The 16039-nt window shown below is 48.4% G+C and carries 14 protein-coding genes and 1 riboswitch; of the genes, 4 read left to right on the top strand and 10 right to left on the bottom strand.

Going from position 1 to position 16039, the window contains the following annotated elements:
- Window positions 1-173: 173 nt before the first annotated feature.
- The 5 genes from H569_RS0104735 to atoS all read right to left on the bottom strand — a co-directional run bounded on the left by H569_RS0104735 (window position 174) and on the right by atoS (window position 5818).
- The gene (locus tag H569_RS0104735) at window positions 174-1016 is read right to left on the bottom strand and encodes a TIGR02186 family protein (RefSeq protein ID WP_051273265.1); all 843 of its coding nucleotides are present in this window, start codon (window positions 1014-1016) and stop codon (window positions 174-176) included.
- Window positions 1016-1945, bottom strand: coding sequence for a sulfite exporter TauE/SafE family protein (locus tag H569_RS0104730; protein ID WP_027364061.1), 930 nt, complete (start codon window positions 1943-1945; stop codon window positions 1016-1018). Before H569_RS0104730 ends, H569_RS0104735 begins: the two co-directional genes overlap by 1 nt.
- A gap of 15 nt (window positions 1946-1960) precedes the next feature.
- Complete coding sequence (locus H569_RS0104725) at window positions 1961-2350, bottom strand: hypothetical protein (RefSeq protein ID WP_027364060.1); 390 nt, start codon at window positions 2348-2350, stop codon at window positions 1961-1963.
- A 251-nt stretch (window positions 2351-2601) separates the two neighbouring features.
- The gene (locus H569_RS0104715; protein ID WP_027364059.1) at window positions 2602-3990 is read right to left on the bottom strand and encodes a sigma-54-dependent transcriptional regulator; all 1389 of its coding nucleotides are present in this window, start codon (window positions 3988-3990) and stop codon (window positions 2602-2604) included.
- Window positions 3968-5818, bottom strand: a complete 1851-nt coding sequence (gene atoS / locus H569_RS0104710) for a two-component system sensor histidine kinase AtoS (RefSeq protein WP_027364058.1) — start codon at window positions 5816-5818, stop codon at window positions 3968-3970. Before atoS ends, H569_RS0104715 begins: the two co-directional genes overlap by 23 nt.
- Before the next feature lie 230 nt (window positions 5819-6048).
- Between atoS and H569_RS0104705 the strand changes: the two genes are divergently transcribed.
- From H569_RS0104705 to H569_RS0104690, 4 genes are all read left to right on the top strand, one after another.
- Complete coding sequence (locus tag H569_RS0104705; protein ID WP_027364057.1) at window positions 6049-6513, top strand: CBS domain-containing protein; 465 nt, start codon at window positions 6049-6051, stop codon at window positions 6511-6513.
- Between the two features lie 17 nt (window positions 6514-6530).
- Window positions 6531-7097 (top strand): CBS domain-containing protein, encoded by a 567-nt coding sequence (locus tag H569_RS0104700; protein ID WP_027364056.1) that lies wholly within the window; start codon window positions 6531-6533, stop codon window positions 7095-7097.
- Between the two features lie 335 nt (window positions 7098-7432).
- A complete protein-coding gene (locus tag H569_RS0104695) occupies window positions 7433-8293 on the top strand; it encodes a methyl-accepting chemotaxis protein (protein WP_051273262.1) in 861 nt (286 codons plus the stop codon).
- A gap of 143 nt (window positions 8294-8436) precedes the next feature.
- Window positions 8437-8522: riboswitch (cyclic di-GMP riboswitch) on the top strand.
- A 129-nt stretch (window positions 8523-8651) separates the two neighbouring features.
- Window positions 8652-10250, top strand: coding sequence for a methyl-accepting chemotaxis protein (locus tag H569_RS0104690; RefSeq protein WP_027364054.1), 1599 nt, complete (start codon window positions 8652-8654; stop codon window positions 10248-10250).
- A gap of 246 nt (window positions 10251-10496) precedes the next feature.
- Here the strand turns inward: H569_RS0104690 and hydG are convergent, their stop codons facing one another.
- The 5 genes from hydG to H569_RS0104665 are packed head-to-tail and all read right to left on the bottom strand — an operon-like array spanning window position 10497 to window position 15955.
- A complete protein-coding gene (gene hydG, locus H569_RS0104685; RefSeq protein WP_034629508.1) occupies window positions 10497-11927 on the bottom strand; it encodes a [FeFe] hydrogenase H-cluster radical SAM maturase HydG in 1431 nt (476 codons plus the stop codon).
- 2 nt (window positions 11928-11929) lie between these two features.
- Window positions 11930-12985, bottom strand: a complete 1056-nt coding sequence (gene hydE / locus H569_RS19215; protein ID WP_034629506.1) for a [FeFe] hydrogenase H-cluster radical SAM maturase HydE — start codon at window positions 12983-12985, stop codon at window positions 11930-11932.
- Window positions 12986-13008: 23 nt separating this feature from the next.
- Window positions 13009-14229, bottom strand: a complete 1221-nt coding sequence (gene hydF / locus H569_RS0104675) for a [FeFe] hydrogenase H-cluster maturation GTPase HydF (RefSeq protein WP_027364052.1) — start codon at window positions 14227-14229, stop codon at window positions 13009-13011.
- The gene (locus tag H569_RS19210; RefSeq protein WP_034629503.1) at window positions 14222-15679 is read right to left on the bottom strand and encodes an aspartate ammonia-lyase; all 1458 of its coding nucleotides are present in this window, start codon (window positions 15677-15679) and stop codon (window positions 14222-14224) included. The genes hydF and H569_RS19210 overlap by 8 nt, the downstream gene beginning before the upstream one ends.
- Window positions 15680-15703: 24 nt before the next feature.
- A complete protein-coding gene (locus H569_RS0104665; protein WP_027364051.1) occupies window positions 15704-15955 on the bottom strand; it encodes a TM1266 family iron-only hydrogenase system putative regulator in 252 nt (83 codons plus the stop codon).
- Window positions 15956-16039: the final 84 nt, after the last annotated feature.

Below are 16039 nucleotides of genomic sequence, written 5' to 3'. Positions count from 1 at the left end.
TTGACGTCATAGTCCCGGCACTGTAAACAGTGCCGGGACTTCTCTTGCGGTCCGTCTTCCATGCCGCTGGGCGTGACGATTTTGGGGCTGCCTTTTGCACCGTTCAGGGATATTGCTAAAAAAAGCCCACCCGGAACAAGGGTGGGCTTGCTATATAAATAATGGATGGGGGACTAGTGACTGGCACCGGCATTAAAACCACTGCTTTTGCCTCCGCTGACGATTTTTTCAATATAACCGAATAAAAATGCAATTCCAGTGCCGAAAAACAGAGCGATCAAAACTGCTATCAACCCGTAGGTAGGCCCGTCGACTATGGCTTCGTGGTTTAACCAGCTGGTTATGCCCACGGTGTTAACGTTAAAGGTCTTAACGGCCGACCCCAGCAAGCTGCCTCCTTTGACGGTGTAAACAGTTACTTGGCAAGTTTCCTGGGGTATATTGGGAGGTAATTGAATTGTTGCCCGGTATTGGCCATGTTCAATTTTTACCGCGTTTTCATTGACGGCATACAAACCGCTTTTTTGATAAATCTTGATTAAAGAGCTGACGAAACTTCTTGCTTCCGAACCGGAAAGCGGCACACTTCCGCTATCGGTTTTTTTCTCCACAATGGCGTTTTGATAAATTGGCTCAAAATCCTGGGTAAGTCCCAGTTCCTCCCGGAGTTCTTGCGGTAAAACCGTTATTTTTTGTGAAGAGATGATTTGATATAGTTTTGGAACATTGCTGACTTCAGTGTTCTCGACGTTCATCCACATACCCCCGACCCGGCCCTTCTTATTGAGCTCCAGCACCGAGTCGTTTGGCGAGGTAACTTTGATGTAAACATCTGCTCCTTCCGGGACAGCACCCGAAACTGTTAAATCAGCACCCTTGAAATTCAACCCAATATTCACTTGCTGTGGCGATACAACCGGTGCTGTTTCCGCCAGGGCGGGAATTGCGCACACAAGCACAATCATCAGCGCAGTAGCCGCCAAACGAACCGTTTTTGTAAACCTTTTTAATCTCATTAATGACCGCCTCCCAGTCCGATTAAACTGGCAGGAGTAACGAGTAAATCGACCAGCATCTTTACCATAACCAATAGTACGATCAAGCTGAATACGACCCTTAACTGCTCACCTTTAAGTTTTTTGCCCAGCTTGGCGCCGAACTGGGCGCCGATCGATGAACCAATCAGCAGCACCATGGCAAGCATAAGGTCTACAGTGTGATTTAAGGTGCTTTGAGCCAGGGTGACATTGATTGCAGTGAAAATAATTACAAATATGCTGGTGCCGACTGCGTTGTGGGTGGGCATGCCGATGAGGTAAATCATAACAGGTAGCATGATAAACCCGCCGCCTACCCCCATTAGAGCCGATAGTATACCTATCAGCAGACCCAGCGCCAGCAGTGCCGGCACCGAACTTTCAATTCCGGAAACCTCAAAATACATTTTCATGGGCAAACTTTGCATAAATCTGGTTGCCGCTGAAGTCTTTTTGATCGTTAGCTCAGCATTGGTGTCTTTTTTGCGCAGCTTCTTTAATGAGTTGATGCTTTCAACCAGCATAAACGAGCCGACTAAAAGCAGCATTACCACATACGAGATTTTTAGAACGAAATCAAAATTACCCAGAGATCTTAATATTTTGACCAGAACGGTGCCCAGACTTCCTCCGATTAAGCCGCCCACCAGGATGATAAACCCAAGTTTAAAGTCAACGTTCTTTTGTTTGCTGTGGGCCAGGGTGCCCGACGCAGAAGCGGCCACAATTTGATTGGTATCGCTGGCTACCGCCACAGCCGGTGGAACTCCCATCATCATTAACAAGGGGGTCATCAGGAAGCCGCCGCCCACTCCAAATAGTCCTGAAAGTAACCCAACTGTTCCACCAAGCCCAAGGATTGCAAAAATCGATATCGGCATTCTGGCTATGGGGAAGAATATTTCCACTAAAATCCCCCTTTCTTATTGCAGCCGTGGTACATAGTTTTGATTAGACCTCGCAGGTTCTCTGGCCAGTAAAACACCGGTGTAGTATTTGGTAGCTTTGTTATAAATAGCTGTACAGGTCAGCATAACAAACAGTAATAGCGCTGTAATACCCCAGGTAAAGTTTTTGACCTGTGCGTCTTCAGGAGTGTAAACGTTGCCGCCGGCGTCCTTCCAAGCATATATTTCTTTGGTGTCCGGATTCTGTTTAACAATCTGGTGCTTTTGTGGATTATAGTAATGGGGAAAAACCTCGGCTTTTAGAAAATCCATGCCCGCCCAGAATAAAATGATAGAAAAGATCAGCGTGGCCACACTAAACCATGTACTGAATTTATTTAATTTTTCCCTGGATTTTTCGGTCATTGTTAAACCCTCCTTAATCATTTCCGGTACGTATTAATCAAAAGCTTTGTTTGCTGCAGCACCACCCCCATTTGTGAAAGTGAATTTTAGAATTATCTTTGTCATTAATTTAAGCAAAGGGTATGCCAGAGGCAGGTTGGCGGATTTGCACCACAATCTGCAAGCGTTTTCAAAAATAAAAAAGTAATCAGGGTTAATCAAACATCCTGATTACTTTTTAAATGAGTAAAATATGCACATTTTTTGGGCAATTATTGCCCATCAAGGAGATCAAACTCTTTCATTTTAGCATATAACGATCTGCGGTTTAAACCAAGGGCTTTGGCTGTCTCCTGGCGGTTCCAGTTGTTTTCATTTAAAGCTGTCAGTATCATTTGTTTCTCCACTTCGGCAACTACTTCTTTGAGAGTTTTGTTTTTATTTATAACCAGCGGCAAGGTGTCTGAATTATTATTGCCAAGCATTAAGTCACCGTTTAAGGGCAACGGTAGGTCTTCAAACATAATCGTTGGACCCCGGCTCATTACCACGGCCTGCTCGCAAATGTTTTTCAGCTCGCGCACATTGCCTGGCCAGTTATAATTAATCAAAGAAGTCATGGCATTTTGATAAATGCCGGAAATTTCTTTGTTGTATTTTTTGGCGTACTTATTTAGAAAGTGGTTGACCAGCAGAGAAATATCGTCCTTTCGTTCCCGCAGCGGGGGGATCTTGATATTTACAACGTTTATCCGGTAGTAAAGGTCCTCCCTAAAATGTCCTTCTTCCACCATTGCTTTTAAATTCCTGTTGGTGGCGGCCAGTATCCTTACGTCCACTTTAATGCACTTGGTGCCGCCGACCCGCTCGAACTCCTTTTCCTGCAATACGCGCAAAAGCTTGACCTGAGTATGCAGGGGAAGTTCGCCGATTTCATCGAGGAAAACGGTGCCGCTGTGGGCCAGCTCAAATTTACCCGGCTTTTGGTAAATCGCTCCCGTGAAAGCGCCTTTTTCGTGGCCGAACAACTCGCTTTCCATTAAGTGCTCGGGTATGCTGCCGCAGTTAATTTTAATAAAAGGGCGGTTGCTGCGCCGGCTGTTATTGTGAATGGCTCTGGCGACAACCTCTTTGCCGGTGCCGCTTTCGCCCTGGATTAAAACGGTAATATCGCTGTCCGCGACTTTGCCTATCAGCTTAAAAACATCCTGCATATGCCTGGATTGGCCGATCAGGTTATCAACAGCATCAGTTTCCTGGTCGAGTTCTTCCCTGAGGGTGGCCACCTCGGATACCAGCTGCTGCATCTTTACCGCTTTTTGAACGGTTAGCAGCAATTCATCCAGGTTTAAAGGCTTGTTGAGATAATCATGCGCGCCCTGCTTCATAGCCTGGATGGCAATTTCCGTAGTACCGAAAGCCGTCATCAGGATAATGGGCACTTGTATACCCATATCCTTAAATTCGCTGATTAATTGAATGCCGTCTGCATCAGGCAGCCTGATGTCCAGCAGGATGGTATCCGGGGTTTTGCTTTCCAATATGCTGATCGCTTCCCTGGCAGTGTAAGCAATCCAGGTTTCAAAGCCTGCGTCCTCCAGTACATCTCGAAGCAGTTCGCAAACTCCTTCTTCATCATCAACAATTAAAACCTTCCACACAGCTGTCACCTCTCTTGTATTCCGGTAAAAAAAACTTGATGATAGTGCCGCGGTTGAGCTCGCTTTCGACCGTTACCGATCCTTTGTGTGCTTTAATGATTTCATGGGCTATGGCCATGCCCAGGCCGGTGCCCTTGGATTTTGTCGTAAAAAAGGGCTCAAATATTTGGGCTACCACTTCTTCAGGCATGCCGCAGCCGTTATCCTTTATGGCTGTGCCGATCATGCCTGTTTCCTTTTCGTGCCAGGTTGTTATTTCCATGATCCCTTTCCCGCTTTCCATGGCCTGGTAAGCGTTGTACATAATATTGGAGAGCACTTGCTCAATCTGACGAGGGTCAACGTACGCCGGGGGCAGGTCATCCTGCATTTTACAGTATATTTGAACATCCCCGCCGTGCGCGTCGGCGAAAAACTGAACGCTCCGGTTAATTAACCTGTTCAGGTCGCATTCTGTAAAAACAGCTTTGGACGGGCGGGCAAATTCCAGTAATTGGTCTGTCATTGTAGCCAACCTGCGCAGTTCCTGGTTGACAATGTTTAGGGACTTTGCCGAAGGGGCGTGGCCTTTATTCCAAAACTGCATATAACCTGTTACGGAAGTAAGCGGGCTTCTGATTTCGTGGGCCACCCCCGCCACCAGTTTACCCAGTGCGGCGAGTCTTTCCTGGCGGCTGACGCTTTCCTGCAGCCGAACTATTTCTGTTATGTCTCTGCAGTGGAGCAGCGCTCCCACCAGTTCCTGTCTGACGTTAATCATCAGAGAGGTGCTGACAAGCAGGTGCCGGGATTTTTCCGGCGAGTTGCCGTAAATGACATCCAGGTCCTTTACCGGCTTCTTGTCCAAGGTGCTTTTTAACAGGCCGGCAAATGGAGTAGAGTTGTCAAAAACCTCGTCGACTTTACTTCCCAGACAGGAATTATCAAGATTCAGTATTCTGGCTGCCGCCGGGTTAAAACTAATAATGTTTTCATTAGTGTCGATGGAAACCGTACCATCGTCAATATTGGTCAGAATCAGATCGTTATATTGCTGTACGTCGATTAGTTTTTTAAACATGGCATTAACTGCATCGGTTATTTGCCCCAACTCGCCGGATGCTTTGGGGAGGACGTAGGTGGGGTCATTGCCGAGTTTTTCCAGGCCGTCCTTGATATCGTCGACGCTGCGGGCAAATTTGTTGATTACGCTAAATGCTCCTCCAAAACCGAGAAAAATACCAACTAAGATAATGCCGTAGGCGTCTTTCTGAATGGCGTCAATTCTCTTGTAGATCTGGTTGATGTTTTCATTGGCCCAAACTGCGCCGATGATTTTCCCATTCCTTACCAGCGGGCGGTAGGTTTCCAGCTGTCCGCTGCCGGACTGTCCCAAAACCTCAAATACAGGTTTTTTGCTTTCGATGGTATCGTCGAAATTCCTTTTGCGGCGGGTGGAAAAGTTTTCGTGCAGATGATCGTTATTACCGTCAAGGATAACATCAAATGAACTGGAGTAAAACCCGATATCCAGATCCGGGTATTTCTTCCTCGCCCTATCTACGATGGGTTTTAAAGCCTGGTTTAACGCTTTTTCCTGGTCACGCCTTTGCAAATTCCCTACGTTTAGACCCGCCAGGGTTTCTTCAAAGGACGTATTGCCAAGAGAATTGTCCAGGTAATCCATAGCTTCTTCCAGAACCTTGCGATGGCTTTTAATCATCCCCAGCTCGGTTGCGTGAACCATGTGGAAAAGATATATTGCCAGAATAATTGGGATCAGCAACAGGACTGCTATTAAAACAAGTAGTTGATTAATGAAACCTCTTTTAATATTTAAGGTAATCATAATATTCCTCGCTTATTTTTTATTTGTTACTATTATAACATTTTGGCGGGGATTGTGGGTATTTTTTGCTCATATTGCGGGCAAAAAATGCTCTAAAAAAATTTCCAATAGGATAATTACCGGCTTTACGTGTGGTTGACCCCAATAAGCTTTGGGGCCCAAGTGGCATAATTCTTGCGAAATAACATTAACGCAATAATAACTGCAATAACGGCGAGGTGGGTGCTGTAATGAATACGACGCCTGCCGAGGTGATGGTGCCTGCTGGCGACTACCCGGTTATTAATGAAAATGAATCCATTAACGAAGCCGCAGATATTCTTGTCAGCAATTTTCGGGATAAAGACGGCACCTGGCGGGGCTATGAAGCCTTGCTTGTTAAAAATGATTATAATGAAATAGTGGGTTTTTTTACCTTGCGTTCATTGCTGAAAGCTTTAGGGTTAAATGATATAGATAGTTTAAATATCTTGACTAATTTGTTTTTAATCAAAAGCAAAAATGTTTCATTACAAGTTCGGAACTTCATGCGGCCTTTGGATGACAGGATAATCAATATTACCGACGATATTAATCAGGCAGTGGATGTGATCATTAATAACCAGGTTAATTCAGTTGTTGTTGTTGACTGCGATAAGATAGTGGGCGTTATCAGGGCAATCGATCTCTTGTGGTTTATGGATGAAATGATTTAACATCCGGGGGGCTTGCTATGAACAAAGAGTTTGCGGGTTATTATGCGACTCCAATTGCTCAATACACGACTGTTAAAGAAAAAGAGACTTTAACCGGGGCGTTACGTGTAATTAAAGAGTCCCTGCACAAATCGGAAAAAGGCGGCGCCTGGCAAGGCTATCGCCTGGTGGTGGTAGTTAATGAGAAGAACGAACATACTGGGCTGTTAACTGTCAGAAATATCTTAAAAGCGATAAAAGTTAAAAAACTGGTAAATGACACTTATTATAAAGCTGAATACGACAGCTGGTATTTTCTTGAACACGCGGCAAGCGGAGGCCAATTGACGGTAAAAGAAATTATGAGACCTATAGGAGCCATAGGTATTGATTACAATTGTTCAATTTACAAGGCAGCAAAGCTTTTTTCCCGGTGCGGCTATAATTATCTGCCTGTGACGGAAGGCGGGAAGGTTTATGGAATATTAAATTCACGGGAATTGTTTTTCGGTTATTATGAATTGAACCGATTCAAAATTGCAAAAGAATCGGAGGCGGGACATCCAGAAGCCGGAAAGCTGGCTAAGGGGTATGCAGTTGTATAAGCGAATTGTATAAACTAATGACTGTAAAAACAAAGAAGTAAGCAAAAAAGCCGGGTATAAGCCCGGCTTTTTTGCTTGCTGTTATTAAGTAAAGTCCCGTCTGAACTACTCCTCTCTTCGCTCCGCGAAAGGCACGGGCTTCCTGTTACAAAACGAAATCGTGGGTTTCCTGTTTCATCGTAACCCTAACGGATCAGCTCCACAAGCGTAACGTTTCGTGGTTCTGTGCGTTTTTCCGATAATATTTTTATCTTTTTTTAATATTAAAGGATTATTTTGATTTTTATAGTAATTACTATTTTATTGCAAAAACAAATTTCCGGGGAGGGTAAATAATGGACGATCCAAGCAATTCAAACAATGATAATAATAAATTTAATAACCTACAAGCGTTATTAAAAGTTGCGCCTTATCTGCACCAAATAGTGGGTTTGGATAATGTGTTCACCTTGGCTGGCACGGAAAAATATCTTTGTGTTTACCAAGGGACAAAGCTGAAATTACCTGTAAATGACGGCGACCCTATCAAAGCCGGTAGTATTGCCGATACCAGCTTGAAATCGGGAAAGACGACAGTGAAAAGAATCCCCAAGGAGGTGCTGGGCACTCCCTACATAGGAAAAGGCATTCCCGTGACCGATGATACGGGGAATGTCATCGGCGCTATCGCTATCGGTATTTCCATAGAAACGCAGGAAAAGATCAGCAATATGGCCGTGGATTTAAATGCGTTTCTTGGTAACATATCCACAACCAGCAGCAATTTAATGAGCGCATCGGAAGAATTGGCCGCGACCGCACAGGAACTGGCCGACAACACCTCCGGAATTGAAAAGGACATCAAAGACATGGACTCTGTTATTGCTTTAATTAAAGAGGTTTCCAGCCAGACCCACCTGCTGGGCTTAAATGCTGCCATTGAAGCGGCCCGGGCCGGGGACCAGGGGCGCGGCTTTAATGTGGTGGCGGAGGAAATACGCAAATTGGCGAGCAAAACAAACACGTCTGTTAAAGAAATCGGTGATAAGCTAAAGCATATTCAGGAAACAGTACTTGGCTTTGCAACCCATACACATGAAATATCAGCTGTCTCCCAGCAGCAAGCCGCCACCACGGAAGAGATAGCAGCCAATATGGAAAAAATTAGAGCTATGGCCGAAGAACTGGCCCAAATATCAGAACAAATGTTGAATTAGGGGAACCGCCGGCTATGTAAGTTTTTTCGATAATATTTCTCTTTACTAAAGGATTATTTTAATTTGGATTATTTTAATTTTTCCTGTTTTTTTTAAATTAAGTAATTTCTATTTAATTGTGCTGTTAAGAATATTTTCTATATTTTAAAAACGGGTAAACCAATCGAAAGATTGGGGCACAAAGCTATGGGCCTAAAGCTTTAAAAGCTATGGTCGCCAGGCTGCTTAAATATGCTTAAGTGCATCATTTAGCGGCCTAAAAAGGCCGTTAATTTATTACCAAGGAGGTGCTTCACGGCGATTTAAAACGGCATTAACAATTACCTTACTATAGCCCGGAAAAGGGAGAGGGTGGAATATGAGATTAAAAATAGGCGCCAAGATAAGTCTGGGTTTTATACTAATGCTGGTAATGATTTTTATACTGGGGAGCAACTCATTTATTTCCCAAAAATCCACACTAACCCGGATTGAAGATTTAGACGCTGCAAATCAAAGATTGCTTTTAGAAATGAAAATTGAAAGTACTTTAAAGGAATTTGCGCTGGCGATGAGGGGCTTTATTGCTTACGGAGATGAAAAGTATTACAAACAAACTGAAGATGCCGCAAATAAAACGTTGGAACTGGAAAACCAGTTGCTGCAAATAGCGAGAACAGATAAAAGGGAAGATGTTCAAACCCTGATCAACACCACCACTAAATATAAGGACGGCGTGCTGAATGAATTGGCGCCGGTAGTGCGGCAGTATCACCAGGAATTAAACGCCGGCAATAAAGAACAGGCGGACGTTTATTTTAAACAGATGAACGGTATAGCTGCAGGCTATGCAGCTATGACCGGCGAGATAACCAAAACAGTCGGCACTTTCGTTTCGGAAAATGACAACATTGTTAAGTCAAAAATAAAGTCAACAGAGGAAGCGGCCGGTAAAGTTATTGCCACTTCGCTGACTGTCACGGTTATTGCGATTATTATCGGGGTAATCCTGAGTTTCTTCTTGACCAGGATGGTCCGCAAACCTGTTTTAATGTTGGTGGCGGAAGCCAATAAGCTGGCGGGCGGCGACTTCACCGGGCACGTGGAGATTAATTCCAATGATGAAATGGGCGAACTGCTGAGCGCATTGCAGCACATGAAAAATAATTTTAAAACTGTCCTGGAGGGTATTCAAAAAAGCTCCGCCCGGTTGAATGAATCAGCTCAACAGCTTGCCTCCCAGGCCCAGCAAACATCAGCCGGGGCGGCTGAAACGGCATCAACCATGAATGAAATAGCTGCCGCCGTAGATAATATGTCCCAAAATACCCAGGATGTTTCGCAACAAGCGACTGTGGCCGCTGAACATGCACAGAATGGCTACCGGGGGATCGAAATGGTTACCGGCCAGATGCAGGAGATAGCAACATCTGCCGAACAAGTGAATACGTCTATTGTTTCCCTTGGTTCGGCTATTAATAAAATAGGTCAGTTTATTGAAGTTATAACTAATATTGCCGACCAGACCAACCTTTTGGCTTTGAATGCCGCCATTGAGGCCGCAAGGGCCGGCGACGCGGGCAGGGGTTTCGCCGTGGTGGCGGAGGAAGTAAGGAAGCTTGCCGAACAGTCCGCCCAGTCGACAAAAGAAATTACCCAGCTGATTAAAGAGATTCAGGATCAATCGGAGCTAGCTGTCCAAGCCATGTCCGCCGGTGCTGAAAAGGTTGCCCGCGGCAGCCGGGTTGTAACCGAGGCCGGTCAAAACTTCTCCGATATTATTAAAGCGGTCCGGGACCTGTCCGATCGGGTTCAAAATGTAGCCGCTTCTGTCCAGCAGGTTTCCGCAGGGGTCCAAAATGTTGCCGGCACTACCGAGGAGCAAACGGCGGCGATGGAGGAAGTCAGTGCTGCCACTGAGAACCTGAACAAACTTGCTGCGGAGCTGGAAGCTTTGGTTGATAGATTTAAAATGTAAAAACTAAACTATCACTGCGCCTAAAATTGATGCGGGAAAGCCGGCGGTGGCGTTTCCGGTGCGCCCCAACGGGCTCATGTGGGTTTAACTGCCAATGTGTGCAGCCATATATTGTTAATAATGTTTAATAGTGTATTATGCATTCCTCCCCTAATTGTAAAAAGAAGCCTCTGATTAGAGAGGCTTCACTTCAGTTCCGGGGTAATAATTTCCTAAGGCAACTCGCCCGGAGGGGCGGCATTTTAACTAGAAATATAAATCCCGTTGCCCCTGTTCAATCAGCTTTAATCGTTCCTCGGTCAGCCGGCGTATTTGGGGGTTGGTGATTTCGCCGAGGTGTTTGGCAATGGTTTGGCGCCCTACTTCCCTGGTTTCCGGCGAAGCATAGTCCTCCAGGTACTCTTTAAAAGTCAGTATGGCGTTTGGCTGGCAGACATTTTGAATCTGGCCGCTTTTGGCCAGGGGCATGAACCGGTCGCCTGTACGGCCGCTGCGGTAGCAGGCGGTGCAAAAACTTGGGATATAGCCGGAATTGCACACGCTGCGCAGGACTTCGTCCGGGCTGCGGTGATCTTCAACCTGGAATTGAGGCGCTTCATCGCAGGTGTTATCGCAGGCTGCTTTAGGGTCATGCTCTTGCTTATATCCTCCCACTCCGGTGCAGGATCCCGCGCTGATTTGTGATATGCCCACATTAAGCAGCTCGTCTCTAAATTCCGGTCTTTCCCTGGTAGATAAAATCATGCCGGTATATGGTACGGCCAGGCGCAGCACCGCGATTATTTTTTTGAAATCCCGGTCATCGACCAGGTTCGGTAAATGATCGTAATCCACGCCTTCAGCGGGCCTGATCCGGGGTACGGAGATGGTATGGGGTCCCACGCCGAAAGTTTCTTCCAGGTGCAGGGCATGCATCAACATAGCCACTACTTCGTATTTATAGTCATACAGGCCGAACAGCACACCTACGCCGACGTCGTCAATGCCGCCCCGCATGGCCCTGTCCATAGCCGTGGTGTGGTAGTCGTAATCCCGCTTGGGCCCGGTTGGGTGCATGGCGGCGTAAGTTTCCCGGTGATAAGTTTCCTGGAATAAAATATAGGTGCCGATGCCGGCTTCTTTCAGTTTCCTGTAGTTATCCACTGTGGTGGCGGCTATGTTGACATTGATTCTCCTGATGCTGCCGTTGGCTTCCTTGACTTCGTAGATTGTTTTAATTGTTTCCAGAACGTATTCAATAGGGCAGTTTTTCGGGTCTTCCCCGGCTTCCAGCGCCAGCCGCTTGTGGCCCAGGGCTTCCAATATTTTAACTTCCTCCCGCACTTCATCCATGCTCAGCCTGCGCCTGGTAAATTTGTTATCCCTGCGATAGCCGCAATAGACGCAGTTATTGACGCAAAAGTCGCTGATGTAAAGAGGTGCGAACAAGACCAGTCTCCTGCCGTAAATCTTTTCTTTAATTTTATATGCGGTCCGGTACATTTCTTCCAGCAGTTCATCGTTTTCAAGATGAAGGAGCACAGCGCATTCATAGGGCGTCAGCCCTTTTGCGCCGCCGGCTTTTTGGATAATCGCCCGGGCTTCTTCTTTCCCGGCCTGCCCGGCTTCGGACAGCCAGGCATTAATTTGTTCATCGTTGATGAAATCGGCGCGCATGGTCTCCTGTTTGGTCTCCATTATTAAAAACTCCTTCCAGGTGGTTTTTTGGCATGGCCGTAATCTTGTGCCGGCGGCCTTGCCAGTTCGGTCAGCAGCGCTTGAATATTATTTAGCGCCGCCTCGGGTTTTTCAATGATGTCCGCTTTTTGCGGGTAAATGAGATATTTATCCCGTACACCGGCCGGGGTAAGGTTGGGCATAATTACGTTGGCTCCGCAATTTAGCGCCAGCTTGCGCCCGTCCGGTGTTAGTGTGCACAGTGAAGTTGTGGCGGGCAGGTGTGCCTGCGGCAGGCACAGCCTGGTTACAGCCAGTGTTTTTAAAGTCAGGGCCGGGGACCCGGGTGCTGCGGCTTTCAGCGGTGTGGCGGGGTGGGGCAGGAAAGGGCCGATGCCCGCCATTTCCACATCAAGCTTGCGCATTAAAATAATGTCCTCCGCCAGTGTTGCAAGGGTTTGACCCGGCAAGCCAACCATATTGCCGGACCCGGTTTGGTACCCCAGGTCTTTCAGCCACTGCAGGCACTGAACCCGCTGCTGCATGTTCCCGTCCGGCTTAATGATGCTAAAGAGGTGTTCATCCGCGGTTTCTTGTTTTAACAGGTAGCGGTCGGCGCCCGCCTCGCGCCAGGCCAGGTAATCCTCCCGGCTTCGCTCCCCAAGGGATAGTGTTACGGCCAGGTCGTGCCGGTTTTTGATCGTTTCAACCAGCTTGGCTATAGTTTTGGCATCGTAGTATAAGTCTTCGCCGGATTGCAGGACAACGGTGCGGAAACCCAGTTCCCGTGCTTTTTTTACCGCCTCCAGTATCTCCTGTTCAGTTAGCCGGTAACGTGGAATTGAATGATTATCCCGGCGCAGCCCGCAGTACAGGCAGTTCTTGCGGCAGTAATTGGAAAACTCGATAATCGCCCGCAGGTGCACCTCGTCACCGACATGGTCATGTCTTACCCGGTCGGCGGCTCCGAACAGCTCTTCAGACTCCTCCGGGCCGGCTGCCAGCAGCGCGCAAATTTCCTGCCGGTTAAGCATTTCCCCGGACTTTGCTTTAGCCAGGGCGTTTTTGAAGTTATGCATCAATAGCTAGCTCCGTTCTTTAACTAAATACGATTATCCAGCAGCGCCAGTACATCTGGAAAAGGCCCCAGGGCCCTGCGCAAAATCCCCAGCACATAGGCAATCAACACCCCGTAGTTAACAACCGGCACACCCGCGGCATTGGCGGCCATGATCCGGGATAGCATTTCCCGCCGGTTAATCATGCAGGCGCCGCAGTGAACAATTAGTTTGTAGCTTGCCAGGTCGGAGGGCAGCTCGATGCCGCTGGACCAGTGAAAATCAAGCTCTCCGCCCACCGCCTGCCGCAGCCAGCGGGGGATCTTGACCGTGCCTATATCATCAGCCACCCGGTGGTGGGTGCAGGCCTCAGCAATTAAAACTTTATCCCCCGGTTCCAGGTCTTCCACAGCCAGCGCGCCGGAAACCAAAGTGGCCAGGTCCCCTTTATAGCGGGCGAACAGGATGGAAAAGGAGGTCATGGGCACTCCGGGTGGTGTGTCCGCATCCACCTTGAGAAAGACCTGCGAATCTGTGATTACCAGGGCCGGGGGCTTTTGTAACTTGTTTAACGCGGCTTTTAATTCCCTTTCCTTAACCACCATAGTCAGGCATTCGTGGTCCAGCATATCCCTGATTGTCTGCACCTGGGGCAAGATCAGCCGCCCTTTCGGCGCGGCCAGGTCGATGGGGACAACCAGCAGCGCCAGTTCGCCCGGCGGCACCAGGTCCCCGGCAATAGTGGGCGCCGTCCAGTCTTTGGGGGCAAGTTGCACCATCGCCTGCTTCAGCTCGGTCAGGCCGCGCCCGGTGCGGGCGCTCACTTTAACAGTGGGGATGGCGGGCAGCTGTCCGGAAAAATCGGAATCTACTTCATCAAGATCGGTTTTATTTATAACGCCAATTAAAGGCAGCTGTTTTTGTTTAATTGTTTCAACCAGTTCCAGCTCGGTCCGGTTGATGCCCTGCTGCGGGTCAATCACCAGCAGGGCCAGGTCGGTTTTGGCGAGCACCGCCATGCTTTTGGCAACCCGCTTGGCTCCAAGTTCGCCCTCATCGTCAAGCCCGGCGGTGTCAATTAACACCACCGGCCCGATGGGCAGTATTTCCATGGACTTATATACCGGGTCGGTGGTGGTTCCGGCTACCGGCGAGACAATGGCCAGTTCTTGCCCCGTCAGTGCGTTGATTAAACTTGACTTTCCGGCGTTCCGCCTGCCGAACAGGGCAATATGAAGCCTGCCGCTGCGAGGTGTTTCATTCATTGTTTTCAGCTCCCCCCGGTCTTTTTTGTTCCAGCCGGCCCGCGAGCTTGCGCGCCCCGGCAATGCCGGGCCGGGTTAGCTGGCTCGGTTTAAATATTGCCTGCCATTCTTCCTCGGAAAAAAGTCCTTTTTCCATGACCAGTTCCCTTAAGGTCTTTCTGTCTTTAAGAGCTTTTTGAGCCAATTCAGTGGCTTGCTCATAGCCGAGGTATGGCACCAGCGCTGTAACCATTGTCAGGCTTTCGTCCAGCCAGCGCAGGCAGCGCTGCTCGTTGGCGCTGATGCCGGCAATGCAATCATAGGCAAAGATTCTTGCGGTTTTAGCCAGCATCTCTAGGGTACGCAAGAGGTTATGTGCCACCAGCGGCAAAAAAGAGTTCAATTCCAGCCGGCCGGACCCGCAGGCCTGGCAAATTACCTGGTCGGCCCCCATGGCCTGCCAGGCCACCTGGCTGACCATTTCAGGAATAACCGGGTTGACCTTGCCGGGCATGATGGAGGACCCCGCCTGCAGCGGGGGTAAATTGATTTCCGCAGGCCCTCCGGCCGGACCTGATGATAACAGCATCAGGTCACCGGCGATTTTGGACAGATTTACCGCGGCTGCCTTCACCAGTCCCGAAACCTCGGCAAAAACATCGGCATTTTGCGTCAGGTCAATCATGTTTTCAGCCCTGGCCAGGCCCAATCCAGTAATCCGGCGCAATTCTTCCAATACTTGATAAATATACTTTTTGGGGGCGTTTAAGCCCGTTCCCACGGCCGTTCCGCCTAAATTTACCTGTCGCAGGCGTTCTTCCACCTTATACAGCCGCCACCTGTCCCGGGCGATGGCCTCGGCGTAGGCACTGAATTCCTGGCCCAGTGTCACCGGTAAAGCGTCCTGTAATTCAGTGCGCCCCAGCTTGAGTACTCCGGCAAACTGTGCCTCTTTTTCCTGCAGGGCCGCCTGCAATTCCGCCATAGCTTCGCTCAGATCCAGCACCAGCCTGATGGCGGCCACGCGGAGGGCAGTGGGGTAAACGTCATTGGTGGATTGCGAAAGGTTAACGTGATTGAGCGGGTGGACTATGTCATAATCGCCTTTTTGGCCGCCCAGCAATTCAATGGCTCGGTTGGCCAGGATTTCGTTCATGTTCATATTGGTTGATGTCCCGGCCCCGCCCTGAAAAGCGTCTACGATGAATTGATCGGCGAGTTTACCTTCGGCCACTTCCCTGGCGGCGGTACATATAGCCTCCGCAACAGTGGCGGATAGCAAGCCTGCCTGGTGGTTGGCGCGGGCGGCGGCCCATTTTACTTCGGCCAGTGCCCGCACCAGCTGGGGGTGGACATTACAGCCGCTAACATTAAAATTTTTAGAGGCTCGCATAGTATGGATGCCGTAATAAGCCCGGGCAGGCACCGGCAGCTCGCCCAGTAAATCTTTTTCCAGCCGAAAATTTGTCATTGCCATCACCCTTTTATTAAACGGCTACCTGGTAACCAGGGCGCTTTTAACTTTTGCCCCGTCAACAGTACCCAGTTTACCGGTTAAAGCTCCTATTTCGTCAGTATTTCCGTCTACGATCAATGAGATGACCGAAAGCCCTTTTTCCCGGTAGGGGATACCCATTCGCCCTACTATAACATCGCCGTGGGCGCTTAAAATGCTGTTGATCCGCTGGGCTTGGGACCTGTCTTCAATGACTATGCCAATCACACCGATCCGCTGCTCTTTGGCCAAAAAACATCAACTCCTCAAAAAATAACGACCTGTTGGTTCGGCAAAACAGGTCGCGGCAAGGCAATGCTAATAACTCATTGCCCC

It is taken from the genome of Desulfotruncus alcoholivorax DSM 16058 (assembly GCF_000430885.1).
In the GTDB taxonomy this organism is placed as follows: domain Bacteria; phylum Bacillota; class Desulfotomaculia; order Desulfotomaculales; family Desulfallaceae; genus Desulfotruncus; species Desulfotruncus alcoholivorax.
Note: the sequence above shows the minus strand (reverse complement) of the source record. Positions and strands in the feature narration are given on the sequence as shown.

Excerpts from the sequence above, each read along its gene's own strand:
- hydF (WP_027364052.1), bottom strand. The coding sequence starts at position 14,229 with ATGAATGAAACACCTCGCAGCGGCAGGCTTCATATTGCCCTGTTCGGC.
- H569_RS0104735 (WP_051273265.1), bottom strand. The coding sequence starts at position 1,016 with ATGAGATTAAAAAGGTTTACAAAAACGGTTCGTTTGGCGGCTACTGCG.
- H569_RS0104695 (WP_051273262.1), top strand. The coding sequence starts at position 7,433 with ATGGACGATCCAAGCAATTCAAACAATGATAATAATAAATTTAATAAC.
- H569_RS0104700 (WP_027364056.1), top strand. The coding sequence starts at position 6,531 with ATGAACAAAGAGTTTGCGGGTTATTATGCGACTCCAATTGCTCAATAC.
- atoS (WP_027364058.1), bottom strand. The coding sequence starts at position 5,818 with ATGATTACCTTAAATATTAAAAGAGGTTTCATTAATCAACTACTTGTT.
- H569_RS0104725 (WP_027364060.1), bottom strand. The coding sequence starts at position 2,350 with ATGACCGAAAAATCCAGGGAAAAATTAAATAAATTCAGTACATGGTTT.
- hydE (WP_034629506.1), bottom strand. The coding sequence starts at position 12,985 with ATGCATAACTTCAAAAACGCCCTGGCTAAAGCAAAGTCCGGGGAAATG.
- hydG (WP_034629508.1), bottom strand. The coding sequence starts at position 11,927 with ATGGAGACCAAACAGGAGACCATGCGCGCCGATTTCATCAACGATGAA.
- H569_RS0104690 (WP_027364054.1), top strand. The coding sequence starts at position 8,652 with ATGAGATTAAAAATAGGCGCCAAGATAAGTCTGGGTTTTATACTAATG.
- H569_RS0104705 (WP_027364057.1), top strand. The coding sequence starts at position 6,049 with ATGAATACGACGCCTGCCGAGGTGATGGTGCCTGCTGGCGACTACCCG.
- H569_RS19210 (WP_034629503.1), bottom strand. The coding sequence starts at position 15,679 with ATGACAAATTTTCGGCTGGAAAAAGATTTACTGGGCGAGCTGCCGGTG.